Raw genomic sequence first — 23,391 nt, 5'->3', positions numbered from 1 at the left:
GCTCACCCGTAGCTTCCGACGAGCGCCGTGACGATCAGGCCCCAGCCGTCCACCAGGACGAACAGCAGGATCTTGAACGGCAACGACACCATGACAGGCGGCAGCATCATCATGCCCATCGACATCAGGGCCGACGACACCACGAGGTCGATGACGAGGAACGGCACGAAGATGACGAACCCGATGACGAACGCCGAGCGGAGCTCGGACAGCATGAACGCCGGGATCAGCGTGGTCATCGGGACCGCCGCCTCGTCCTTCGGGTTCGGGAGCTTGGCCGAGCGCGTCATCAGCGCCAGGTCCTCCTGACGGGTCTGCTTGAGCATGAACGTCCGCAACGGCTGCTGACCGGTCTCGACCGCCTGCGAGAAGGTGACGTCGCCGTGCAGGTAGGGCTGCACCCCGGTGTCGTTCACCTGGCTGAGCACCGGCCCCATGATGAACAGGCTGAGGAACAGCGACAGCCCCGCGATCACCTGGTTCGGCGGCACCCCCTGCAGACCCATCGCGTTCCGGGTCAGGGCGAGCACCACGAAGATCTTCGTGAAGCTCGTCATCATCAGGAGCAGCGACGGCGCGACCGACAGCAGCGTGATGCCGAGCAGGACGACGATCGAGCTGCTCGGTGTCCCGTCGACGCCGTTGATGCCGATCGTGATCGTGCCCGGACCACCCGGCGTGGCCGGGTCCGTGGGGGCGACCGGGGCGGTGGGGGCAGCCGGCACCGCGAGAGCGACGTCCGTCGACACCGCGGCGGGCCGGGGCGCGGCGCTGGCGCCCGACGCCCCCACGGTCGCGCCCAGCAGGAGGAAGCCGAGCAGCACGAGGAGGCCGGCGACCAGGCGTCGGAGCGACGTCCGGGGTGCGGGGGCGGACGGGATCACCGGCGCACTGCCCGGGCCGCGCGGCGCCACGTCGACGGCGCGAGGATCGACCCGTCGAGCAGCCCGCCGGTCTGGCCGACCGCCATCGGGACGTCGTCGACGCCGCCGGTCAGGAGCGTGCTGACGTCGATCTCCTCACGCTGGACGGGAAGCCGTGCGAGCAGCCGTGCGGCGGCCGAGGTCGGGGCCGGAGCCGAGGCCGCGAGCGCGGCAGCCGTCGCCGCGGTGCTCGCCACGGCGTACGCGGAGGGAGCCGGGGCGTTGGCGGACGGCACCCGGGCGGACGCTGTGGACGCGGGAACCGCGCGCACCGCAGCGACGCCGCGTGTCGCGATCGATCCGGGGGTCCGTGCCGGGAGAGTCGAGCCGACGGCCTCGTCCGACGCCTCGGCCTCGGTCTCCTCGACCCTGTCGAGCTCGGTGAGCAGCGTGATCCCGTGCTCGGTGACCCCGATCAGGAGGCGACGATCGCCGGCGGCGAGCACGGCGACGCTGGCGTGGCGACCGAGGGTGTGGCGACCGACCACCGAGAGCTGCGGGCCGACGGGCCGACGGCGCCCCAACGGTCCGGTGAGCCGGCGCTGGGCGTACCAGATGAGCCCCAGCACGCACGCGAGCGAGAGCACCACCCGTCCCGCCAGCACCAGCGTGCTCATCATCGGACCTGCGCCTCCTCGGCGACGATCTCGGTGATGCGGATCCCGTAGTCCTCGTCGATCACGACGATCTCGCCGCGGGCGATCAGCCGGCCGTTGACCATGAGGTCCGCCGGGCTGCCTGCGGCGCGGTCCAGCTCGAGGACGGTCCCGGGGACCAGCTCGAGGACCTCACGGATCGGGAGCTTGGTGCGTCCGAGCTCGGCCGTCAGCGTCATGTCGACGTCGTACAGCAGCCGCAGGCTCGCCCCCTGCCCGGCCCCACCGGCCGCAGCCGGGGTGCTCGGGGTCCGCAGCCGCACCCCGACCCAGGCCCGGACCTCACCCTCGGCGGCCAGCGGGAACACCGTCATGCCCTCGCCGGTCAGCGCCTGCGGGGCGGGGACGGTCCTGGCCGTGTCCAGCACACCGGTGCCGAGCACGTCAGCCGCGGCCTCCAGCGCGGGCCGGAGCGCGTCCTCGAGCGGGAGGTCGGGGCCGGCGCCGCTCGTGAGCGCCTCCTGGACCGCGCGGTCGGCCACGACCACGAGGTCCGCGCTCACCGCCCCGATGAACGACGCGACGACGGCGATGTCCGTGGCGGTCGGCATCGGCGCGCCGGGCAGCGTCGACACCTCGAGCGGCACGGTCGACGGCAGCAGCCGGGCGACCTGCCGGGCCACCTCGCCTGCGAGGTCCGCGGCGGCGTTGTCTGTGGGCTTCATCAGTGATTCTCCTCGACGGTGACGACCATGCAGGCGAGCCGGTTGCCGTTGGTGCCCGCTGCGGCGCGGGCCATGACGACACCGTCGACCACGACGTCCAGCGGGGTCGACGTGCGGTGGGACAGCGGGACGACGTCACCCACGGCGAGCGAGACGACGTCGCGCGGGTGCACCGTGCGGGACGAGAAGCGCACGGACACGTCGACGGGCACGTCGCGGATCGCGCGGGCGAGCATCGCCTGGGCGTTCCGCTGGGCGGCGCGCTCCTCGTCGGACCGCGCGTCGAGGTCCTCGCCGGCGCGCAGCCCGGCGAGCAGGATCTCGGCCGGGATCATGAGCGTCGCCGACGACTCCGACTCGCCCGCCAGGATCGCGAACGTCGCCACGATCACCGGCTCGGACGCCGGGGCGGCCTGCACGAACTGCGGGTTGTACTGCGCGGACCGGATCGTCACGTCGATCGGCATCACGGCGGCGAACGCGTACGTGAGGTTCGCGAGCACGTGGTGCAGCAGGTCACGGACGAGCGTCATCTCGATCTCGGTCAGCTCGCGCAGCGCCGACTCGTCGACGCGGCCGGGCCCGCCGAGCAGGTAGTCGACCCAGGTCATCACCATGGGGATCGGGAGCTCGAGGATCGCGGTGGACCGGGTCTGCTCGACGGTGCACAGCAGCACCGTCGTCATCTCCGGGAGCGACCGGACGTACTCGTCGTACGACACCATCGAGACGCCGTCGAGGGTGACGGTGCTGACCGCGCGCAGCCGGGAGGTCAGCTGGGTACCCCACTGTCGGCTGAACGTCTCGAAGGCCATCTCCAGCGCGCGCGCGTGGTCGCGCGCGAGCGTCATCGGCCGCCGGAAGTCGTAGACCTCCGGGGTCGTCGAACGCTTGCGTCGCGCGGAGGTGCGCTGGGGGTCCTGGACCGTCACGGTCCACCTGATCGGCATCGGGCGCGACGATGTGAGGAACATCGTGACGGCGGAATCCACGCACGTCAGGACGGCGTCGCGTCCGAGCGACTCTGAGGCCTACCCGCGAGCGGGTACGAGCCCCGTTCCCCGCGTCGTGCGGGGCGGTGCGGCGCCCTCCGTGGCGCCTCGACTCACCGGCATCCTGCCGGTCACTGGGTCACGTAGTCCGTGAAGTAGAGGCCCATCACCTCCTCCGGGTACGCCTTCTCGATCGCGGCGAGCAGCTGCGCCTTGAGGGCGTCGCGGCTCGAGGCGATCGTGACCTCGTCGACGGTCCGCTCGGAGTAGAGCGAGATCGCGAGGTCGAGGGCCTTCGAGGTGTCGAAGGTCTTGGCATCGGCGGTCGAGGTCAGCTGGAGCCCGAGGCCGAGCCGCAGGTAGTGACCGCTCGCGAGGTTGAGGCTCACCGACGACACCTTCGCGACGGAGCCGGGGACGGGGGGCGGCGGGGCCGCTGCGGCGCCCGACGCCTTGCTCATCACGAGGAAGTAGTACGCCGCGCCACCCACGACGAGGACCAGCGCGACCGCGATGATCAGCAGCTTCTTCTTGGGCTTCTTCTTCTTCGCGTCGTCCTTGCCGGGCTCGGCCGCGGGCGCCGCGCCGCCACCGCCGGGGCGCTGCGCGCGCACCGACGAGGCGATGACCCGCTTCTCGACTGTGGCCATGGTCCTACCCTCCTGCGTTGGTCTGTGCCGGGATGAGCGTGGGCACGAGCGCGCGCACCTGCTCGGGGGCGCTGCTGAGGACCACGAGGTCGACGCGCCGGTTGATGGTGAGCGCCTCCGGGCTGGTCCCCGCGACGAGCGGTCGGGCGTCGCCGAACCCGACCGCCATGATGCGGTCCGGGGCGACGTGGTCGGCCTCCACGAGCCGGCGCAGCACCTGCGTGGCGCGGTCCGCGGACAGCTCCCAGTTGGTCGGGTAGCGGCCGGAGACGGGCAGGATGTTCGCGTGGCCCTCGACCGAGATCTGCTCGGTCAGTGACGCGAGGGCCGGGCCGGCGCCGTCGAGCACCTGCCGTGCGGTGTCCGTGAGGTCCGCGCTCCCGTTCGCGAAGAAGACGTCGTCGGCGACCAGCCCGATGATCAGCCCACGCTTGTTGATGGTGAACCGGACGCGGTCGGCCAGGCCGAGGGCGTCGAGCTTCGCCTTGATCTCCGCCTCGATCGCCTCGAGGTGGTTCGCCTCGGCCTTCGCCGCCGCGAGCGTCTTCGGGTCGACCCCGCTGGACGTGGCACCCGTCGCCGTGTCGGTCTTGGACTGGCCGGCGGTCGTCGGGGTCAGGCCAGCGTCGGCCGCCAGGTTCACCGAGTCCGGCTTCGCGTTCGTCCCGCCGGTCATCGCACCCTGCCCACCGGAGACCACGGTCGTGATCGGTGACCCGAACCCGGCGGAGAGCGAGTCACGCAGCGCGATGTACTTCGTCTGGTCGACCTGGCTGATCGCGAACAGCACGATGAACAGCGCCATGAGGACCGTGATCATGTCGGAGTAGCTCACGAGCCAGCGTTCGGTGTTCTCGTGCTCCTCCTCGTGCCCACCGCCGCGCGGCCGGCGCCGACCCTGACCGTGGCCGCCGCTGCTCATGCGACCTTCTTCTCGGCCTTGGGCTCCTCCGCGGGCACCAGGCTGCGCAGGCGCTCGCCGACCAGACGCGGGTTCGCGCCCGCCTGGACCGCCAGGAGGCCCTCGACGGTCAGCTCCATGCGCGCGCACTCGAGGTCGGAGACGCGCTTGATGCGGCTGCCGAACGGCAGCCAGATGAGGTTCGCGGAGAGGATCCCCCAGAGGGTCGCCACGAAGGCCGCCGCGATCGCCTCACCGAGAGACGACGGGTCGGCGAGGTTCTCGAGCACGTGCACGAGCGAGACGACCGTGCCGATGATGCCGACGGTCGGCGCGTACCCACCCATGTCGGTGAAGTACTTCGCGCTGACCCGGTCGGAGGCGCGCTTGGTCGCGACGCGGTCCTCGAGGATCGTGCGGAGGTCGTCCGGGTCGGTGCCGTCGATCGCGGCCTGCAGACCGGAGCGCAGGAACGGGTCGTCGATGTCCCGTGCGGCGTCCTCGAGCGCGAGCAGTCCCTCGCGCCGGGCCCGGTCGGCGAGCCCGACGACGGTCTCGATCGTGGGACCGGGGTCGGGCAGCTTGGCGAGCATGGCCTTGGGGATCGCGGAGAACGCGCGGATCGCGTCCTTGAGCGTGCTCCCCGCCAGCCCGGCACCGAGCGTGCCGAAGATCACCAGCACGAGGGGGCCGGGGAGCACGACGGACATCGGGTTGGCGCCCTCGATGATCATCATCGAGAAGACGCCGCCGAAGGCGAGGCCGAGGCCGATCAGGGTGGCCGGATCCATCACAGCCTCCTGGGGTGGAGCTGGACGGGCGGTGCCATCGGGCCGGCGCGCTCGTCGACGCGGACCTCGTCGGCGGCGTCGTGCACGGGTTCGAGCCGCCGGACTGCGTCGTGCGCCTGAAGCTGCTGCGCCTGCGCGATCACCTGGGCGCGGTACGCCTGGATGAGGACGATGACCTCGTCGACCGACTCCTCGACGATGTACTTGGTGCCGTCGATGAGCGTGAGGATGGTGTCCGGCGCGCTCTCGATGCGTTGGAGCAGGTCGGGGTTGACCGCGAACTGCGGTCCGTTGAGTCGGGTCACCACGATCACGGCGCGTCCATCCCTGGGCTGTCACTCGGGCCCTTCCGTGGGCCCTGCACGTGCTAGATCGGCGGGCCCGGTCCCGGTGTGAGGAGTTCACACCGGGCCGGGCCCGACGGATGTTGCGAGATCAGCGCTTGAGGTCGACGAGCTCCTGCAGCACCTGGTCCGACGTCGTGATCACGCGCGCGTTGGCCTGGAAGCCGCGCTGCGCGACGATCAGGTTCGTGAACTCGGCCGAGAGGTCCACGTTCGACATCTCGAGCGAGCCGCCGACCAGCGTGCCCCGCCCGCCCGAGCCGGCCGTGCCGACCTGCGCGGCGCCCGAGTTCACGGTCGTGCGGTACATCGAGCCGCCTGCCTTCTCGAGGCCGACCGGGTTGTTGAACGTCGCGAGCGCGATCTGGCCGATGATCTGCTTCATGCCGTTGCTGAAGGCGCCCTGCAGGGTGCCGTCGGCGTTCAGGGTGAAGGACTGCAGCGTCCCGGCCTGCTGACCGTCCTGGGCCTTGGACTGGACCGTGTCGAGGCCCGCCATCCCGGTGATCGTCGAGAGGTCGACGGCGACCGGACCGAGCGCGACCGGGGCCGCCGGAGACGTCAGGACTCCACTCGCGTCGAACGTGAGCGGGGTGCTCGCGAGGGTGTTCGTCCCGTCGCTGCCGGCCACCGACCAGCCCGCGGCACCCTTGGTGAACGTCAGGTCGAGCTGGCGTGCGTTGCCGAGGGAGTCGTACACGGTGATCTGCTTGTCGAGGGTCGTGCCCGCGGTCGCGTCGGACGGCAGGTTGCCCTCGAAGCTCGCGGTCGTGGTGGCCTTCGCCGCCATCGTCGCGGCGTTGGTCACCCGCAGGTCCGTCAACGGCGCGTTGGTGTCGATCACGCCGTTCACCGCCGACCAGCCCTGCACGAGCGCACCGTCCGCGGTGACGAGCTGTCCCGTCGCGTCGCGAGAGAACGCGCCGGCCCGCGTGTAGTACTCCTGACCGCCCTTGCTCACGGTGAAGAACCCGTCACCGGAGATCATCATGTCGGTGCTGTTGTTCGTGAGCTGGGCGGCGCCCTGCGCGAAGTTGGTCGTGACGCCCGCGACCCGGACGCCGAGCCCGACCTGCGCCGGGTTCGTCCCCCCGACGCCGGCCTGCGGGGCACCCGCGTTGGAGAGAACCTGGCTGAGCGTGTCCTGGAACTGCGTGGACGACGACTTGAAGCCGACGGTGTTGACGTTGGCGATGTTGTTGCCGGTGACGTCGAGCATGGTCTGGTGGGCGCGCAGACCGCTGATGCCGGAGAAGAGCGAGCGGAGCATGAGGGTGTTCCCTTCGGGTCGTCGAGCAGGTCGTGAGCGTCAGGCGGATGTCGACGCGGAGCTGGCGGAGGCGGTGCTGGAGGTGACGGCAGAGACGGAGTCGAGCGGGACGACGTCCGTCCCGACCGTGACGGTGGGGGTCGAGCCGGCGAACGAGACCGACGTCGCGATACCGGTGACGTCGACGCCCTTCGCGTTCATGTAGCTGACCTTCTGCCCCACGAGCGCAGCCGCCGAGCTGCGCATCTGGAGCGCGAACGACTCCCGCGAGGTCGCCGAGATCGCCGTCAGCTGCTCCATGCTGGAGAGCTGCGTGGTCTGGGTCATCATCTGGTTGGTGTCCATCGGCGAGCTCGGGTCCTGGTTGGTGAGCTGCGTGACCAGGAGCTTGAGGAACGCCTGGCTGTCGAGGGTCTGCTTGGGCGCGGCCGTGGTGGTGGCCGGCGTGGTGTAGATGCCGGTCGAACCGGTCGCTGCGGCGCTCGCGTCGACGCTCATGGTGTTCTCCTTCGTCACAGGGACAGGTCGAGGGCGCCCGTGTGGGCGATCGGGGTGAGGGGGCGTGCGGGGGCCTCGGCGGCGACCGACCCGGTGGGGGCCGACGCGGGCCGTCCGCCGGAGGCGCCGGCCTGGTCCCGTGACCACGCCGCCGACGACCCGTCCGACCCGGCGGCGTCCGACCCGAGCGACAGGTCCGCCTGCAGCCCGGCGCCGGCGAGGTCGCGCTTGAGGTCCGCCATCGACTGGCGCAGCGCGTCGCGCGACTCCGGCGTCGCACCGACCAGGTCGATCCGCACCCCCTCGGCGGAGATGTGCGCGGTGACGCGCACCGGGCCGAGGTGGTCCGGGGTGACGTCGATCGTCATCACGTGCTGACCGTTGCCGAGCGCGCGCAACGACTGCAGCGACGGGGCGAGCTGCTGGGCGAGCGGCGGCGAGGCGACCTGGGGCGCGGGTGCCGTGCCGGTCGCCGGGGCGGGTGCCGTCACGGTCGCCGGGGTGCCGACGGCGGCCGATGCGACCGACGTCGAGGTGTCGACGCGGGCGGTGTCGATGTGGGCAGCACCCGCCCGCCCGGCATCGGCCTGGGCTGCACCCGCCGACGCCGCGGTGCCCGGTGCCCCGGCCAGTGCCACAGGCGCGACGGTGGTGGGGTTCCCGCCACCGTGCGCAGGCGTGGTCGTGGTCGGGTGCCCGGCGGTCGTGACGGGCACCGCACCGGCCACGGGCGCACCCGGCGTCGTGGACCCCGTCGCCGTCCCGGCGGTGCCGATCCCTACTGGTGCACGGGTCTGCCCCGCGGCACCGGCCTGCCCGAGAGCACCCGTTTGCTTCGCAGCTACCGCACCCGCCACGGTCGACGCGCCGGCCGCTCCGGCGCGTCGCGCACCGGCCGACCCGACCGCCGTGAGCGCTGTCGGGCCGGTGACCGCCTCCCCCGCTGCTCCTGCGTGCGCCGCCACCGTCGCCGTCGGGCCGGCGGCTGCCGCACCGAGAGCGGCAGCGGCTGCGGCCGCGTCGATCGGCGTCGTGCCCGGGAGCGCCGCGCCCGCTGCGGTGCCGCCCGCAGCCTCGCCGACGGATCCGGCGGACGACGCGCCGGCCGCCTCGCCACCCGTCGGTGCGGTGCCGCTCGTGCTGGTGGCGGTCGTGCTCGTGCCGCTCGTACCGGTGCTGCTCGTACGGGTGGTGGTCGACCCCGTGCCGTGCGACGCCGTGTCGGAGGTCGCCTCCGCGGAACGGTCCTTGTCCTTGTCCTTGTCCTTCGTCCGCGGGTGAGCCGTGGTCCTGGTGGCCGACGCCTCGGTGGGCTGCTGCCGTGCCCCGTCGGCCGGAGCGGTCCGGTCGGTGGCGTCCGCCGCACGCTCGCTCCGCCTGCCGGCCGCCGCGCCGGGCCCCGCAGGTGCCGGACGGTCCGCGGGGCTCGCGGTCCGGTACCGGGTCGCGGCCCGGTCGTCGCGCTCCTGCGCGCGCAGCACGTCGTCGAAGCTCGCCGAGCCGCCACGCGCCGCGGTGGACGGGCGACGCGTGGACCCGGTGGACGTCGGCACGGGGCTCGTGGTCACCGTGGGTGAGGTGGTCATGCGGACACTCCCATCGAGGCCAGGAGGGCCGAGTACTGGCTGGAGGAGAGGGACGTCCCGGTGGACGACCCTCCGGCGGCGGCGACGAGGGCGTCGAGCGTGGTCCCGGAGCCGGTGGTCGAGCTCGAGGCCCCGGTGGTCCCGGTGGTCCCGGTGGTCATCATCGCGAGCGCGGCCCGCTGGGTCGCCGCCGTCACGAGCTGCGCCGCGAGACCGGGATCGGTGGCGGCGGCCGTCGTCGTCGACTGCTCGGGAAGCACCCGGCGGATCGTGGTCGGCGTCTGGTAGACCTTCTGCACCTGGACGTCCTCGCCGGCGTGCGGCGCAACAACCATCGTGCCGTTCCCGGCATAGATCCCGATGTGCGCGCCGCCGTCGAAGACCAGCAGGTCGCCCGGCAGGGCCTGGCTCATCGACGGGACGGCGGTCCCGATGGTCGCCTGCTGCTGCGAGGTCCGCGGGACGCTGACGCCAAGATCGGCCATCGCCCGCTGGACCAGGCCGGAGCAGTCCATGCCCGACCTGCTCTCGCCGCCCCACACGTACGGCACGCCGAGGTACGCCTTCGCAGCCTGGACGAGCCCGGCCCCGGTCACCTGCCCGGTCGCCGTGGTGGCCGTGCCGGAGAGCCCGGCGACACCGGCGCCCGACAACGTCGAGTCGGCCGCCGCGAGGGTCGCGTCGAAGGTCGACGACGAGCTCGTCGTACCGGTGGCGGTCGTGGCACCGACGGTCGGCTGCACCCCCGACCAGGTGTCGATCAGTCCGCGGATCTCCGCGAGGCGGCTCTGCACCGCCTCGAGGCCGCTCACGAGAGCCCTCCCGGGCGCTGCGCGCCGTCGGTGTCCTCGCGACCGGTCGCCGCACGCGCCTGGAGCTGTGCGGCGCGGGCCGCGACCTCGTCGAGGTGCAGCTGCTCGACGCGCAGCTCCTCGACCTCCAGCGCCTGCCGGTGGCGGTCCTCGAGCTTCTCCAGCACGACGGCGCGGGTGCGCGCGGCGCTCCAGGCCTGCTCGGCCGTCGCGGCGTGCTGGGCGGTGAGCTGGGCGACAGCCGTGCTCTCGACGAGGATCCCGCTGAGCGCCGCGCGGCACGCCACCGCCGCATGCCAGTGGAGCTCGTCGGTCCGGCGCGGGAGCTCGCTCGTCGCGAGCGCTTCCGTGTCCTGCCGGTGACGCTCCGCGGTCTCGGCGCGCCGTGCGTTCGCCGCGGCGAGCACGCTCGCGGCGCGGTCCTCCTCGAGGCGACGCACGCGGAGCAGCGACGCCAGCCGGAACTCGGCCATCACAGGTCTCCCATCGCGTGGACCAGGGACTGCAGGTGCTGCCAGGAGGTGGCCGACGGTGCGGGCTCGCCGATCCCCTGCTGCAGGAACGCGTCGATCGCCCTCGCGTGGGTCAGGGCCGCGTCGACGAGCGGGTTGCTGCCGGAGACGTACGCGCCGACGTCGACGAGGTCCTGCGCGTCGCGGCGCGCCGCCATGACGCGCCGGAGCCGGACCGCGAGGTCACGCTGCTCGCGGGTCGTGACACGGTTCGCGACCCGGGACACCGACGCGAGCGTGTCGATGCTCGGGAAGTGACCGGAGACCGCGAGCCGCCGGTCGAGCACGACGTGCCCGTCGAGGATCGAGCGTGCGGCGTCCGCGATGGGCTCGTTGTGGTCGTCGCCGTCGACCAGCACGGTGTAGATACCGGTGACCGATCCGCGGGCTGCGGTGCCGGCACGTTCGAGGAGCTGGGCGAGCAGGGAGAACGTGGACGGCGGGTAGCCGCGCGTCGCAGGCGGCTCACCGACCGAGAGCCCGATCTCCCGCTGCGCCATCGCGACGCGCGTGAGCGAGTCCATCATGAGGACCACGTCGGCCCCCTCGCTGCGGAAGTGCTCGGCGATCCGCGTCGCGACGAACGCGGACCGCAGGCGCACGAGCGGCGGCTCGTCGGACGTCGCCACGACCACGACGCTGCGGGCGAGACCCTCGGGCCCGAGGTCGTCCTCGAGGAACTCGCGGACCTCACGGCCGCGCTCCCCCACCAGGGCGATCACCGACACCTGCGCCTCGGTGCCCCGCGCGATCATCGAGAGCAGGCTCGACTTGCCGACGCCGGAACCGGCGAAGAGACCCAGTCGCTGTCCACGCCCGACGGGGACCAGCGTGTCCATCGCACGCACCCCGAGCTCGAGGGGCGTGTCGACCCGGCTGCGGTCGAGGGCGTTCGGCGCCGAGCCGGTCACGGGCACGTGACGGGCCACGTCGAGCGGACCGCGACCGTCGATCGGCCGGCCGAGGCCGTCGAGCACCCGGCCGAGCAGCCCGTGGCCGACCGGGACGGTGAGCGGTCGTCCCAGCGTCCGCACCGTCATGCCGGTGCGCAGTCCCTGGACGTGGGCGAGCGGCATGCACCGGAGCACGGTCCGCTCGGCGGCGACGACCTCGGCGGGCACATGGTCGTCACCGAGCGTGACGAGGTCGCCGACGGCGCAGTCCACACCGACGACCTCGATCGACAGGCCGACCACCGACCGGACGGACCCGACGGGCTCGGGCTCCGCCGCACCGAGCACCCGGCGCCACTCCGACGCGGCGTCCTCGGTCTCCCAGGTGGGCGCGACACCGACGCCGTCCTCGTCGAGGTCGGCGTCGGTCAGGGAGTCGAGGATGCTCACAGGCCCTGCCCTGCCACGATCTCCCGGACCCGTGCGACGGCCGCGCCGAGGCGTGCGTCGAGGTACCCGGTCTCGTGGACCGAGATCGCGTCCCCCGGGGCGAGCGACGGGTCGGCGAGCACCATCACCCCCTCGGGGAGGGTGGCACCGCCCTCGTCGACCGCGACCTGGATCCGGTGCGCGTCCGCGGGGTTCAGCCGGATCGTGTGCAGGCCGAGCTCCGGCGGCACCGCGAGCGCCCGGTCGAGGGCGACACGTGCCGACCGCTCTCCGTCGGACAGCTCGGCACCGATCAGGGTCTCGGCGAGCTCGAGGGCTGCGGCCTGCAGACGGCGCTGGGCATCCACGAGGACCGGTGCGGTGCGCGCGGCAGCGGCCGCGCAGGCGCGCTCGAGCGCCGCGACGAGCGCGGCGTGCTCGGCGGCCCGGACGGCCTCGGCCTCGGCCTGCTCCTCCTCGAGCCGACGGCGCAGCGCCGTGGCCTGCTCCGCCGCGGCGCGGGCACCCGCAGCCCACCCCGCCGCGTACCCGGCGGCCCGCGTCCGGTGGTCGTCGACCGTCGCCGTGCGCGGCGCGGAGAGCGGTGAGGGTTCGAAGGCTGCCACCTCAGGAGACATACTCGTCCTCCCCCTCACGGCGGATCACGATCTGCCCGCTCTCCTCGAGCCGGCGGATCGACTGGACGATGCCGGCACGCGCGTCCTCGACCTGCGAGAGCCGGACGGGCCCGAGCAGCTCGACCTCCTCGACGAGGTTCTCGCGGGCACGCTCCGAGAGGTTGGTGAGGATCTTCTCCCGCACCTCCTCGGCTGCGCCCTTGAGCGCGACCGCGAGGTCGCCGGACTCGACCTGGCGCAGCACGAGCTGCACCGCGCGGTCCTCGAGCAGCGTGATGTCCGCGAAGACGAACATCCGGCTGCGCACCTCCTCCGCCAGGGCCTCGTCACGCGCCTTGAGCCCTTCGAGGATCGCCTTCTCGGTGGTCGGGTCGGCGCGGTTGATGATCTCGACGAGTGGCTGCACGCCACCGATCGCCGCCGTCTCGGCCGGGACCAGCACGGCCGAGGCCTTGCGCTGCAGCGACTCGGCGACCACCGCGACGACGTCGGGCGAGGCCCGCTCCATCAGCGCGATCCGGTGCGCGACCTCGGCCTGCTGCTCCCCGGGCAGGCCCGCGAGGATCGCCGACGCGTGGTCCGGGCGCAGGTGGGCGAGGACGAGCGCGATGGTCTGCGAGTGCTCGCCGGTGAGGAGCGAGAGGACCTGGCGGGCGTCGGCGTGCTGCAGGAACTCGAACGGCTGGCCGGCGAGGCTCGTCGCGAGCCGTCCCATCACCCCGGCTGCCCGCTCGACCCCGAGGGACTGCTCGAGCAGCGTCTGCGCGTAGCCGAGACCGCCCTGGGTGATCATCTGCGGGCCGGAGAGCGACACCGCGTGGAACTCCTCGAGCGCGGCCTCGGCGGACGCCTGGTCGATCCGTTCGAGCCGCACGATCTCCGCGCTGAGCTCCTCGATCTCGGCCTCGTCGAGCTTCGACAGCACGGCCGACGCGCGCTCGCGCCCGATCTGCATGAGGACGAGGGCCGCCTTCTGCGTCCCGGTCAGTGCCATCGCCATCAGCGCTTGCCCCCGACGAGCCAGCCGCGCAGCAGCTCGGCGACCTCAGCCGGCTGCTCCTCGGCGAACGCCCCGATCTCGGCACGCTTGACCGCGATGTCGCTCGGCTTCTCGGGCACCGGGGGCGCCGCGGGAATGGCCGGGTAGCCGTCGTGGCCCGGGCCGACGCCCAGCCCCAACGGGTCGTCGTCCTCGTGGACCATGCGCAGCTCACCGAGGTCGAGCGCCTCGCGGCGCGCCTTGCCGCGCTGCCGCAGCGACATGATCACGAGGAAGATCACGAGGAGCAGCACGGCTCCGGCGATCGCTCCCTGCTTGATGAGCGCGGTCTTCTGGGCGGCCTGGGTGGCGGCCTCGGCCTGGGCGAGGGCCGTCTTGGCCGCCTGGGCCGACGTCGTGTCGAACGCCATCTTGGAGACCGACACGGTGTCGCCCCGCGCCGTGTCGATGCCGGCGGCGGCGCTGATCATCGCGGTCACCTGCGTCATGTCGAGCGAGGCCGCGGCCTTGTCGTCGAGCACCACGGCGACGGACATCCGCCGCACGGTGCCCGGCGCGGTGATCGTGTCCTCGGTGACCTTGTCGAGCGTGTTGTTGAGCGTCTCGCTCTTCTTCGAGTACGCGCCGCTGCCTGCGGTCGCCGTGCCGCTGGGCACGGCGATGTTGTCCGGGCCGAGGACGCCGCTCGACGCGGTGCCGTTGCCCGAGTAGACCTCGGAGGTCGTGGCCGAGGACAGCGGCGGGAGCGGGCTCGGCGTCGGCACGCTGTACGACTCGCTCGTCCGGTGCGTCTGGTCGTAGTCGAGGTCGGCGTTGACCGTCACAGCCCCCTTGCCGGGGCCGACGACGCGGTCGAGCATCGACTGGATCGAGGCCTGCACGCGGGCCTCGTAGTCGCTCGTCTGCTGACCGGAGATGCCGCTCGCGACGCTCGTGCCCACCGCGGAGAGCACCTTCCCGTCGGCGTCGACGACCGACACGTCCGACGGCTTCATCCCCTGGATCGAGGCGGAGACCAGGTGGACGATCGCCTGGACCTGGTCCACGCTGAGCGTCATCCCGGGCGCGGTCTTGACGAACACCGACGCGGTCGGGTCCGACTTGGTGGCCACGAACACCGTGTCCTTCGGGATGGCGAGCTTGACGGTCGCGGCGGTGACCCCGTTGATCGCCGAGACCGTCTTGGCGAGCTCGCCCTCCATCGCCCGCTGGTACGTGACCTGCTGCGTGAAGTCCGACGACGTCGCGCTCATCTTGTCGAGCAGCGAGTAGCCGCCGTCCGAGGTGGCCGGCAGCCCCGCCGAGGCCATCTTCAGCCGCATCGGGTACACCTGGCCGGCGGGCACGAGGATCGTGGTGCCACCGTCGGTGAGCTGGTACGCGACGCCCTGCGAGGTGAGCTGGTCGACGATCGCGCTCGCGTCGGTCGCGCTCACGTTCGAGAACAGCGGGCTCATCGTCGGCTTCATCAGCCAGCTCGACAGGGCGACGGTGCCGAGCACGAGCACCGCGACGCCGATCACGACGAGGGTCTTCTGCGCGAGGGAGAACTTGCGCAGCGTGGTCTGGACGCGTCCGCCGAGGGCGGTGATCTGGGGGGCATCAGGCCTGCATCCGCATGATCTCGGTGAACGCCCCGACGGCCTTGTCACGGATCGCAGCGGTCAGCTGGACGGCGAGCTTCGCCTCGGTAGCGGCGATCGTGTACTGGTGCACGTCGCTGAGGTTCCCGGTGACGGCCTGCACCGCGAGCTGGTCGGCGGTGGACTGCATCCCCTGCAGGGTGTCGATCGAGGAGCCGAGGGTGCTCGCGAACGAGGTCCCCGAGGTGCCGGTCGTGCCGGTCGTCCCGGTGACCTGGTTGGTCGAGCCGAGCGTGCTCGCCGCGCTGAGCCCGGAGAGGGCGGAGATGGCCGGGATGCTCATGCGGTGCGTCCGATCTGGAGTGCGGCGGTGTAGGCGTCCTTCGCACGGTCGACCACGGCGGCGTTCGCCTGGTAGCCGCGCTGCGCCATGATCAGCTGGGTCATCTGGCTCGCCATGTCGATGTCGGGGTAGCGCACGTACCCCTCCTTGTCGGCGAGGGGGTTCGTCGGCTCGTAGACGAGCTTGCCGGTCGCGCTGCCGAGCGCGATGCCCGTCACCTGCGTCCCGCTGCCCGAGCCGTCGGGTGCCGTCATCGAGGAGACCTCGACGTACTTGGCCTGGTAGGCGGCCTCCGACGTCGGCTTGACGGTGTCGAGGTTGGCGAGGTTGTCGCTGATCGCGTCGAGCCACTTGCGGTAGACGGTCAGCCCGGTGCTGGCGATCCCGATCGCCCCGAACGTCGTCACAGCGAGCTCTTCATCGCAGCGGCGAGGATCGTGAACTTGTTGTCCATCGCCTGCGTCGCGAGCTGGTACCGCAGGTTCGTGTCGACGTTGCTCAGCGTCTCCTCGTCGAGGTTGACGTTGTTGCCGTCGGTGCGCGTCGGCTCGAGGGACTGCGCGACGGTCGCGGTCGCCGCACCGCTGCCGGAGGCGACGGCGTCGGCCAGCGCACTCTCGAAGGACACCTTCCCGGCGTGGAAGCCGGGCGTCTGGATGTTCGCGATGTTGTTCGCGATCACACGCTGGCGCAAGGCCAGACCATCCAGGGCGCTGTTGAGCGCTGTGATGCTCACGGAGTCGAACACGACGACACACCCACCCGTCAGACCAGCATCGGGACGGCCGATCCGTGGCCTCCTGCGTGAGCGCTCCGTGCTCACGCTGCCCATCGGTCCGGGGGTGGTGCGTGTGAGGGTTTCTGCCGAGGTCGAGGAAGATTCACCCAGATGGGCGCATGCAGACCTGCACGTCAGACGCCATGTCGGTTGGTTCGCGCGCTCCCGTGGGGCGGGTCAGGTCAGGCGCAGGTGTCGACGTACACCGGGCTGTGCGGGGCGGACTCGCGCATCGAGGCGACCGCGTGCAGGTGCCGCTTGGTCTGGACGATCGCCTCGGCCGTCTGCCGGGTGACCTCGACGTGCCGGTCGAGCAGGGCCCGTGCGCGGGTCTCCAGCGACGCGGGCAACGGGCCCAGACCGGACGGGGGCGCCCACCGCTGGACGTTCACCTCGCTCGGCAGCGGGAGGTGGTGCAGCATCGCCGCGGCCTCCTCGACGGCGACCTCGAGCTCGCCGAGCGCCACGCTCCAGGCCTGCACCCAGGCGTCACCCGGTGTCCCGGGGCCGCCGGCCACCGCGAGGTCAGCCGACACCGAGCTCACCCGTGCGGGCCATCGCGGCGACCGGGGTGAGCGACTGACCGGCCTCGGTCCAGGCCTCGTGCAGCGGTTCGATCAGAGCCCGGCAGGCGGCCACCCGCTCCGGATCGCCCGAGAGCGAGGACTCGACGAGCTCGCGCAGCAGGAACGTGTAGATCGCGAGCAGGTTCTGGGCGCCGTCCCACAGGTCGACGTCGAGCGAGCACATGAGCTCGGTGACGATCTCCTGCGCGTGGCTGAGGTGACCGGTGGCCTCGCCGCGCTCCCCCGTGCGCAGGGCGCGCTCGCCGCGGTCGACGTCCAGGAGGAGCCGGTCGTAGAGCATCGTCAGGAGGCGGGTCGGGCCGGCGGTCGCGACGGCGTCGGCGAGGTACCGGGCCCGGATGTCGTAGAGGTTCATGGTGTCCTTCGTCCGGCTCAGAACTTGACCGCGCTGGTCGACGACGAGCTCGACGACGAGGACGAGGACGTCAGGTTGTTCAGCTGGCTGGTGAGGTACGCGGACTGCGCGTTGAGGTTGCTCAACGACACCTCGAGGTCCGAGTACGTCTTCTCCAGCGCGGTTCGACGCAGCGCGAGCGTCGTGTCCCAGTCGGAGATCTGCTTGTCGAGCTGGTCGCTGACGCTCTGCTGGCTCTTGATGCTCGCGGACAACGTCCCCGTGGTCGGGTCGGAGGCCTGCGTCGCGACGTTCTGGAGGGCCGTGGCGACACCCGTCAGCACGGCCTGGACCTTTGCCGGGTCGGCGGCGAGTGCCGCGGAGAACAGGCTCGCGTCGTAGGTGACGGTGCCGTCCTGGTTCAGGACGATGCCGATCGTCGAGGGCGAGACACCGTTCACGGGCGTCGACGCAGCCGTGCGCACCGCGTCCGCGAGCCGTCGCACGCTGCTCTGCCCCGAGAGCACACCGCCGGAGACGACGGTGCGGCCGTCGCTCCCTGTCGTCGTGGTCGGGGCGGTCTGGCTGGAGATCTCGGAGAGCACGGTCGAGATGTTCGTCACGAGGTTCGACGCCGTGGTCGGCACCCCGGAGGTGTCGCGCGACATGGTGACGGTCACCGGGGTGGCGCCGCTGGCGGTCACCGCGCTGACGGTCACGTTGACCCCGGTGAGCAGGTTGCCAAAGGTGTTCGTGGCCGACGTCACGGCCTGCGCGCTGCCGGTGCCTGGCCACAGCGTGATCTGGGCGTCGGCGGCGGCGGTCGTGGCCGCGCTGCGGTCGACCACGGCGGTGGGCGGTGTCGCGCTTGCGAGGTCCGCGGTGGTCACCGTGCCGGCGTAGAGGTCGAAGGCCGAGCTCGCACCGGTCGCTCCGGTGAGCTGCAGCCGTGACTGGGTCGGGGAGATCGTCACGACGCTCGCGGAGACGCCGGTGTTCGCGCCGTTGATCGCGGTCGCGAGACCGGCGAGCGTCGTGATCCCCTGGAGGTCGATGGTCGTCGCCGTCGCGGTCGATCCCGAACCGGTGACGATCGTCGCCGAGGTCGGCATCGTCCCGCCGAACACCCCGGCCGCATCCGCGACGATGCCGGTCGCCGAGGTCTGCGCGGTGGCGAGCGCGTCGACGGTGAAGCTGAGGGAGGACGGCACGGCACCGCTGGTCGTGGTGGCCGAGGCCGCCGAGGAGGACGAGGTCGCGCTGACCGCCTGCCAGGTGCTCGCGGAGGCGACCGACGTCGCGTTCGACGCGAGAGAGGCGACCTTGACGTTGAGGGACTGCAGCGCCTGGACGAGGGAGTCGTTCGCACTGGCCTGCTGCTTGAGCAGCGTCTGCGGGGCCGCCTCGATCTGCATGAACTGGTTGATGAGGCTGGTGGTGTTCAGGCCGCTGATCAGGCCGTCGATCGCCGCTGTCGACACCGTTGCCTCCTGAGCTCGTCGTGTGTCCGTCCGATGCGCCACCGCCGGGGTGACCCGGTGGTGGCAGAGATGCGCCGGCGGTGGGCGGACGGTCGAGGTCCGCCCACCGCCGGGTCGTGCGGTTCAGCTGGTCGTGCGGTGGATCAGGTCATGCCGTCGATCACTGCAGGAGCTTGAGCACGTCCTGCGGGAGGGACTTGGCCTGCGCGAGCATCGCCGTGCCGGCCTGGGACAGGATCTGCGACTTCGTGAAGTCGACCATCGTCGCGGCCATGTCGGTGTCGCGGATGCGGCTCTCCGACGCGGTCACGTTCTGCAGCGCCACGTTCTGGTTGTTGATGATGTGGTCGAACTGGTTCTGCGTGGCACCGAGGTTGGCACGCTCGGTCGAGACCTTGTTGATCGCCGCGTCGATCGCGGTGATCGCCGCGGTCGCGCCGCTCGCCTGGGTGAAGTTGACCGCGGCGTCAGCGATCTGCTGAGTCGTCGCGCCCGCGCCACCAGCCGGAACAGCACCGGTCAGGACGAGGCCGGTTGCCGATGCGGTCGCCGTCGCGGCAACTCCCGCACTGGTCAGCGCCGCGTTGAGGGCGGTGAGCCGCTGGCCAGCGGTGCTCCCCGAGGCGTACTTCACGGTGGACAGGTCGAGGCTCTTGCCACCGACGGTGACCGTGCCGTTGAGCGTGTCGAAGCTCTCCGACAGCGTGAAGTCCTTCGTGGCGTTGATCGTCTCGACACCGGCCGTGCTCGCGGCAGCGGCTGTCGTCGTCGTACCGGTCGCAGCGTTGGCCGCCACAGTCAGCGTGACGTCCACACCGGAGACGCCCAGACCGGCCGAGCTCGCGTCCGTGCCGATCGTGACACCGACGGTCTGCCCGACGTTCGCGCCGACCTGGAAGTCGGACTTGTAGTTGCCGTCGAGAAGCGTCTTGCCGTTGAACTGCGTGCTCGTGGCGATGCTGTCCAGCGTCGTCTTGAGCTTCGAGATCTCGGTCTGGATGTTCGCGCTGGCGTCGGTGGTCAGTGCACCGGAGTTGGCACCCTGGACCGACAGGTCACGCATGCGCTGCAGGATCGAGGTGGTCTCGTTCAGCGCACCTTCAGCGGTCTGCACGACGGAGATGCCGTCCTGCGCGTTGCGGATACCGACGGTGATGCCACCCATCTGCGAGCGCATGCCCTCGGAGATGGCCAGGCCGGCAGCGTCGTCGGCCGCGGTGTTGATGCGGAAGCCCGACGACAGCTTCTGCAGCGAGCTGGTCAGCTGGTTCTGCGTGTTGGTGAGGTTGTTCGCCGCGTTGAGAGCGGCGAGGTTCGTCTGAACTGAGAGACCCATGGTGGAACTCCTCCTTGATTCGGGTCGAAGCCGAAGCCCATCCGTGGGCTACACCGGTCCTATCGGGACCGGCCTCGGGGTGTTGAGAAGTTTGCGCGGGAGATTTCGCCATGGCCGCAGATGGCACCACGAACGGCGAACGGGCACCCCCGCAGGAGCGCCCGTCGCGTCGGGGTCACGATCGACCGACCGCCGGTCACCCGGCCACCGCCGTCAGGTCGACGATCGCGGACGACTCCTCGTGCGGCAGCGGGACCACGCCCTGCGGCGCCGGTGTCGCGAGGATGCCGGACACCTTGGCGCTCTCGGCCGCACGCGCCGCGACCGACGCGAAGTACGCCTGCCGCCGGCGCTCGGCGACCCCGTCGGGCCGCTCGGCCGCGGCGACGAGCTCCGGGTCGAGGCTCGCGTTCATGCCGTCCCGGAGGAGGGCGAGCGCCTCCGAGCGAAGCTGACTGACCCGCGACTGCGTGACGTCGAGCTCGTCGGCGAGCTCGATCACCGGCCGGTCATGGAAGAACAGCTGCTCGACGACGTACCGGAGCCGCTCGGGCAGCGTCTGCACCGCAGCCTTCAGGTAGGTGAGGCGTTCGTTCGTCAGGAGCAGCTCCTCCGGCCCCGGCGCCCCGTCGCTGAGGACGTCCGCGAGGGGGTTGACCGACGCGTCGATGCTCAGGACGCGACGCTCGCTGTCGTGGCGTGCCGCATCGACCCCGGCGACGTCCGTGCCGATCGCAGCGGCGAGCTCCTCGCGCGACGGTGCCCGGCCCAGCGACGACGTGAGTCGGTCGCTCGTCGCCGAGAGCTCGCGGGCCCGCTGCCGCGCGCCACGGCTGGCCCAGTCCATCGAGCGGAGCTCGTCGAGCAGGGCGCCGCGGATCCGCAGGGCGGCGTACCGGCCGAACGGCACACCGGTGCTCGGGTCGTACGCGCGGGAGGCCAGGACCAGCGCGAGGCTGCCCGCCGAGGCGAGGTCGTCACGGGAGACCGACGACGGGACCCGCATCAGCACCTCGTTGACGTGGTAGCCCACCAGGGGGAGGTGTGCGACCACCAGGTCGCTCATCTGCTGCTCTGTCATCTCCGGCACCGGACGGTTCTCGACGACGAGGTGGCAGGGCTTGAGGAATTTGAAGGAGAAAGTTCTCACGTTCACCCCAAGGGACTAGGACCAAACGCCCACATCACCGGAGAGATGACCGGCTCCGTCGCGGTATGCCCGGATGGCTCGCCGCCCAGCTTCCCGCGCGTCGGTCCCACCCCCTGGCTACCGTGAACGTGTACTTCCGCGCGCGGACCGCCCCTCGGGGCGAGCAGGTCCGCCACCCGGTACCGGACAAGTTCACCCGAAACCGTTACATCCGGCGCCACACGGTCGATGAAGCAGGTAGAGGCGAGTGTCTACGGTCCCGAACCCGGGGGCGCAACAGAGAGGTCGACGGTCACGATGGGCCTGATGCAGCTGTCAGACGTTCTGTGGCAGGAACGTCATCTGCTCGAGCTCCTGCTGTTCAAGCTGGAGGAGGAGCAGATGATCCTCACCAGCGGTCGCACGCGCTGGCTCGGTCACGCCACGCGCGAGGTCGAGACGGTGCTGGACCAGATCCGTGACTCCGAGCTGGGCCGCACGGTCGAGTCCGAGGCCGCGGCCGTCGAGCTCGGCCTCGAGCCCGGGATCAGCCTCCTGCAGCTCGCCCAGCAGGCACCCGCGCCGTGGGGTGAGCTGCTGCACGCGCACCGGGAGGCGTTCGTGAGCCTGACCTCCGAGATCGTCGAGCTCGCCAACGGGAACCGCGAGCTCCTCGCGATCTCGCACCGGGCCGCGCAGGAGACGTTGATGTCCCTCCAGGAGACCGTGGAGACGTACGACGGCCAGGGCATGACCGCCGCGACCTCGGGCGGCTCGCAGCTGCTCGACCAGTCCTTCTGAGAGGAGCGCGCGGACGATGAGCACCTTCTCCGGGATCAGCACCGCGCTGAGCTCCCTCATGGCCCAGCGCCAGGCGCTGGACGTGGCCGGCCAGAACATCGCGAACGCCAGCACCGTCGGGTACACCCGGCAGCGTGCCGACATCTCGTCGATCGCCGGCCTGTCGACGCCGTCGATGTACTCGAGCGTCCCGACCTCCGGGAACGGGGCGACCGTGACGAGCATCTCGCGGCTCGGCGACGCGTTCCTCGACGCGCGGCTGCGGACCGCGACCGGGACCTCGGCGCAGCTCGCGGTCCAGGCGACGTCGTACGCGAACCTCGAGACGACGGTCGGGGAGCCGAGCACCACCGGGCTGTCCAACCAGCTGAGCACGATGTGGTCGGCATGGTCCGACCTCGCGAACACCCCCCGACTCGGCAGCCACCCGGTCCGTCGTCCTGCAGGACTCCCAGGCGGTGGTCGACCGACTCAAGACGCTCTACGCGTCAGCCTCGACCGAGTGGTCGCAGAGCCGCAGCGACCTGACGAGCATGGTCAGCGACGTGAACACGACGGCCTCCTCGGTCGCCGACCTGAACGCCAAGATCCTGTCGATCACCAATGCCGGCGGCTCGGCGAACGAGCTCATGGACAAGCGCGACCAGCTCATCACCCAGCTCTCGAGCCTCACCGGGGCGACGGCGCGAATCAAGGACAACGGCACGGTCGACGTCCTGGTGGGCGGCAACGCCCTGGTCGACGGCGCCCGCGCGAACGCCATCGCGGTCACCGGCGCGGCGACCTTCACGAACGCGACCACGTCGGCTCCGCCCGCGAACACCGTGCAGATCGTGTGGGCCGCGAACCCGGCCGTCCAGGTCCCGCTGTCGGGCGGGAAGCTCGCCGGGACGCTCTCGGTGCTCGCTCCCCCCGACGCCTCCGGCACCGGCGGCATGCTGACCGAGGCAGCGGCGTCGTACAACGCGGTCGCGACCGCGCTCGCGACCACCGTGAACGCGGTGCACTCGACCGGGCAGGACCAGAGCGGGAACCCCGCAGGGGACTTCTTCGCCCTCGACCCGACGCAGCCCGCAGCCCTTGGCCTGTCGGTCGCGATCACGGACACCACGAAGATCGCGGCGGCGACGACCACCGGCGGCCTCGTCGACGGTTCGCTCGCCGACTCCATCAGCCAGCTCGCCTCGGCCTCGGGCAGCCCGGACACGACCTGGTCGGCGTTCGTGGTGAAGCTCGGCGTCGACGCGAAGAGCGCGACGAGCAGGGCGACCGTCGCCGAGGCGGCCCGTTCGAGTGCGGAAGGACTCCAGATGGCGCAGACGAGCGTGAGCACCGACGAGGAGGCGACGAACATGCTGACGTACCAGCGTGCGTACGAGGGGTCCGCGCGTGTGCTCACCGCGATCGACCAGATGCTCGACACGCTGATCAACCGCACCGGCATGGTGGGGCGGTGACC

The 23,391-nt window shown here is 71.6% G+C and carries 27 protein-coding genes and 1 pseudogene; 3 read left to right on the top strand and 25 right to left on the bottom strand.

All coding sequences use genetic code 11. The features are described from left to right. Nucleotides 1-2 precede the first annotated feature (2 nt). From fliP to LJB74_RS13390, 25 genes are all read right to left on the bottom strand, one after another. Entirely contained in the window at nt 3-884 is an 882-nt protein-coding gene (gene fliP / locus LJB74_RS13510; RefSeq protein ID WP_259309027.1) for a flagellar type III secretion system pore protein FliP, read from the bottom strand. Then, on the bottom strand, nt 881-1,540 hold the full coding sequence (locus tag LJB74_RS13505) for a flagellar biosynthetic protein FliO (RefSeq protein ID WP_259309026.1): 660 nt from the start codon (nt 1,538-1,540) through the stop codon (nt 881-883). The genes fliP and LJB74_RS13505 overlap by 4 nt, the downstream gene beginning before the upstream one ends. Then, nucleotides 1,540-2,244: a flagellar motor switch protein FliN gene (gene fliN / locus LJB74_RS13500; RefSeq protein ID WP_259309025.1), complete on the bottom strand. Its 705-nt coding sequence runs from the start codon at nt 2,242-2,244 to the stop codon at nt 1,540-1,542. The genes LJB74_RS13505 and fliN overlap by 1 nt, the downstream gene beginning before the upstream one ends. Next, nucleotides 2,244-3,194, bottom strand: coding sequence for a flagellar motor switch protein FliM (locus LJB74_RS13495; protein ID WP_259309024.1), 951 nt, complete (start codon nt 3,192-3,194; stop codon nt 2,244-2,246). The genes fliN and LJB74_RS13495 overlap by 1 nt, the downstream gene beginning before the upstream one ends. A gap of 173 nt (nt 3,195-3,367) precedes the next feature. Next, a complete protein-coding gene (fliL, locus tag LJB74_RS13490) occupies nt 3,368-3,886 on the bottom strand; it encodes a flagellar basal body-associated protein FliL (protein WP_259309023.1) in 519 nt (172 codons plus the stop codon). A gap of 4 nt (nt 3,887-3,890) precedes the next feature. Further along, a complete protein-coding gene (locus LJB74_RS13485; protein ID WP_259309022.1) occupies nt 3,891-4,808 on the bottom strand; it encodes a flagellar motor protein MotB in 918 nt (305 codons plus the stop codon). Next, nucleotides 4,805-5,578: a motility protein A gene (locus LJB74_RS13480; RefSeq protein ID WP_259309021.1), complete on the bottom strand. Its 774-nt coding sequence runs from the start codon at nt 5,576-5,578 to the stop codon at nt 4,805-4,807. Before LJB74_RS13480 ends, LJB74_RS13485 begins: the two co-directional genes overlap by 4 nt. Next, complete coding sequence (locus tag LJB74_RS13475; RefSeq protein WP_259309020.1) at nt 5,578-5,892, bottom strand: flagellar FlbD family protein; 315 nt, start codon at nt 5,890-5,892, stop codon at nt 5,578-5,580. The genes LJB74_RS13480 and LJB74_RS13475 overlap by 1 nt, the downstream gene beginning before the upstream one ends. Nucleotides 5,893-6,013: 121 nt before the next feature. Continuing rightward, nucleotides 6,014-7,192 carry a flagellar hook protein FlgE gene (locus LJB74_RS13470; protein ID WP_259309019.1) on the bottom strand — a complete coding sequence of 393 codons (1,179 nt, stop codon included), beginning with the start codon at nt 7,190-7,192 and terminating at the stop codon, nt 6,014-6,016. Nucleotides 7,193-7,231: 39 nt separating this feature from the next. Continuing rightward, nucleotides 7,232-7,690 carry a flagellar hook assembly protein FlgD gene (locus LJB74_RS13465; RefSeq protein ID WP_259309018.1) on the bottom strand — a complete coding sequence of 153 codons (459 nt, stop codon included), beginning with the start codon at nt 7,688-7,690 and terminating at the stop codon, nt 7,232-7,234. 14 nt (nt 7,691-7,704) lie between these two features. Beyond that, nucleotides 7,705-9,276, bottom strand: a complete 1,572-nt coding sequence (locus tag LJB74_RS13460) for a flagellar hook-length control protein FliK (RefSeq protein WP_259309017.1) — start codon at nt 9,274-9,276, stop codon at nt 7,705-7,707. Next, a complete protein-coding gene (locus LJB74_RS13455; RefSeq protein WP_259309016.1) occupies nt 9,273-10,088 on the bottom strand; it encodes a C40 family peptidase in 816 nt (271 codons plus the stop codon). Before LJB74_RS13455 ends, LJB74_RS13460 begins: the two co-directional genes overlap by 4 nt. Further along, nucleotides 10,085-10,561 (bottom strand): flagellar FliJ family protein, encoded by a 477-nt coding sequence (locus LJB74_RS13450; protein ID WP_259309015.1) that lies wholly within the window; start codon nt 10,559-10,561, stop codon nt 10,085-10,087. The genes LJB74_RS13455 and LJB74_RS13450 overlap by 4 nt, the downstream gene beginning before the upstream one ends. Continuing rightward, nucleotides 10,561-11,841, bottom strand: a complete 1,281-nt coding sequence (locus tag LJB74_RS13445) for a FliI/YscN family ATPase (protein ID WP_259310363.1) — start codon at nt 11,839-11,841, stop codon at nt 10,561-10,563. The genes LJB74_RS13450 and LJB74_RS13445 overlap by 1 nt, the downstream gene beginning before the upstream one ends. 98 nt (nt 11,842-11,939) lie before the next feature. Then, nucleotides 11,940-12,560: a FliH/SctL family protein gene (locus LJB74_RS13440; RefSeq protein ID WP_259309014.1), complete on the bottom strand. Its 621-nt coding sequence runs from the start codon at nt 12,558-12,560 to the stop codon at nt 11,940-11,942. Further along, nucleotides 12,550-13,560, bottom strand: a complete 1,011-nt coding sequence (fliG, locus tag LJB74_RS13435) for a flagellar motor switch protein FliG (protein ID WP_259309013.1) — start codon at nt 13,558-13,560, stop codon at nt 12,550-12,552. The genes LJB74_RS13440 and fliG overlap by 11 nt, the downstream gene beginning before the upstream one ends. Beyond that, entirely contained in the window at nt 13,560-15,212 is a 1,653-nt protein-coding gene (gene fliF / locus LJB74_RS13430; RefSeq protein ID WP_259309012.1) for a flagellar basal-body MS-ring/collar protein FliF, read from the bottom strand. The genes fliG and fliF overlap by 1 nt, the downstream gene beginning before the upstream one ends. Next, nucleotides 15,163-15,486 carry a flagellar hook-basal body complex protein FliE gene (fliE, locus tag LJB74_RS13425; RefSeq protein ID WP_259309011.1) on the bottom strand — a complete coding sequence of 108 codons (324 nt, stop codon included), beginning with the start codon at nt 15,484-15,486 and terminating at the stop codon, nt 15,163-15,165. The genes fliF and fliE overlap by 50 nt, the downstream gene beginning before the upstream one ends. After that, nucleotides 15,483-15,893 (bottom strand): flagellar basal body rod protein FlgC, encoded by a 411-nt coding sequence (locus LJB74_RS13420; protein WP_259309010.1) that lies wholly within the window; start codon nt 15,891-15,893, stop codon nt 15,483-15,485. Before LJB74_RS13420 ends, fliE begins: the two co-directional genes overlap by 4 nt. Then, complete coding sequence (locus LJB74_RS13415) at nt 15,890-16,234, bottom strand: flagellar basal body protein (RefSeq protein ID WP_259309009.1); 345 nt, start codon at nt 16,232-16,234, stop codon at nt 15,890-15,892. Before LJB74_RS13415 ends, LJB74_RS13420 begins: the two co-directional genes overlap by 4 nt. A 212-nt stretch (nt 16,235-16,446) precedes the next feature. Further along, nucleotides 16,447-16,800, bottom strand: coding sequence for a hypothetical protein (locus LJB74_RS13410; RefSeq protein ID WP_259309008.1), 354 nt, complete (start codon nt 16,798-16,800; stop codon nt 16,447-16,449). After that, nucleotides 16,790-17,206 (bottom strand): flagellar export chaperone FliS, encoded by a 417-nt coding sequence (fliS, locus tag LJB74_RS13405; protein ID WP_259309007.1) that lies wholly within the window; start codon nt 17,204-17,206, stop codon nt 16,790-16,792. Before fliS ends, LJB74_RS13410 begins: the two co-directional genes overlap by 11 nt. Nucleotides 17,207-17,223: 17 nt before the next feature. Next, nucleotides 17,224-18,666: a flagellar filament capping protein FliD gene (gene fliD / locus LJB74_RS13400; RefSeq protein ID WP_259309006.1), complete on the bottom strand. Its 1,443-nt coding sequence runs from the start codon at nt 18,664-18,666 to the stop codon at nt 17,224-17,226. Nucleotides 18,667-18,826: 160 nt separating this feature from the next. Beyond that, the gene (locus tag LJB74_RS13395; RefSeq protein ID WP_259309005.1) at nt 18,827-20,002 is read right to left on the bottom strand and encodes a flagellin; all 1,176 of its coding nucleotides are present in this window, start codon (nt 20,000-20,002) and stop codon (nt 18,827-18,829) included. 196 nt (nt 20,003-20,198) lie between these two features. Continuing rightward, complete coding sequence (locus LJB74_RS13390; protein ID WP_259309004.1) at nt 20,199-21,152, bottom strand: sigma-70 family RNA polymerase sigma factor; 954 nt, start codon at nt 21,150-21,152, stop codon at nt 20,199-20,201. Between the two features lie 306 nt (nt 21,153-21,458). Here LJB74_RS13390 and LJB74_RS13385 point away from each other — a divergent pair, with 306 nt between their 5' ends. The 3 genes and pseudogenes from LJB74_RS13385 (at nt 21,459) to LJB74_RS13380 (ending at nt 23,389) form a co-directional block, all read left to right on the top strand. Then, nucleotides 21,459-21,932 (top strand): flagellar protein FlgN, encoded by a 474-nt coding sequence (locus LJB74_RS13385; RefSeq protein WP_259309003.1) that lies wholly within the window; start codon nt 21,459-21,461, stop codon nt 21,930-21,932. A 16-nt stretch (nt 21,933-21,948) separates the two neighbouring features. After that, nucleotides 21,949-22,017: pseudogene (locus LJB74_RS20895) on the top strand (hypothetical protein); the annotation flags it as partial. A gap of 373 nt (nt 22,018-22,390) precedes the next feature. Beyond that, nucleotides 22,391-23,389, top strand: a complete 999-nt coding sequence (locus tag LJB74_RS13380) for a flagellar hook-associated protein FlgK (RefSeq protein ID WP_259309002.1) — start codon at nt 22,391-22,393, stop codon at nt 23,387-23,389. The last annotated feature ends 2 nt before the right edge of the window (nt 23,390-23,391 follow it).

Origin of the sequence: Cellulomonas sp. P24, from assembly GCF_024704385.1 — a bacterium.
Classification (GTDB): Bacteria; Actinomycetota; Actinomycetes; order Actinomycetales; family Cellulomonadaceae; genus JAJDFX01.
The sequence above is the reverse complement of the archived record's forward strand: the minus strand, read 5'-3'. Positions and strand labels throughout refer to the sequence as shown.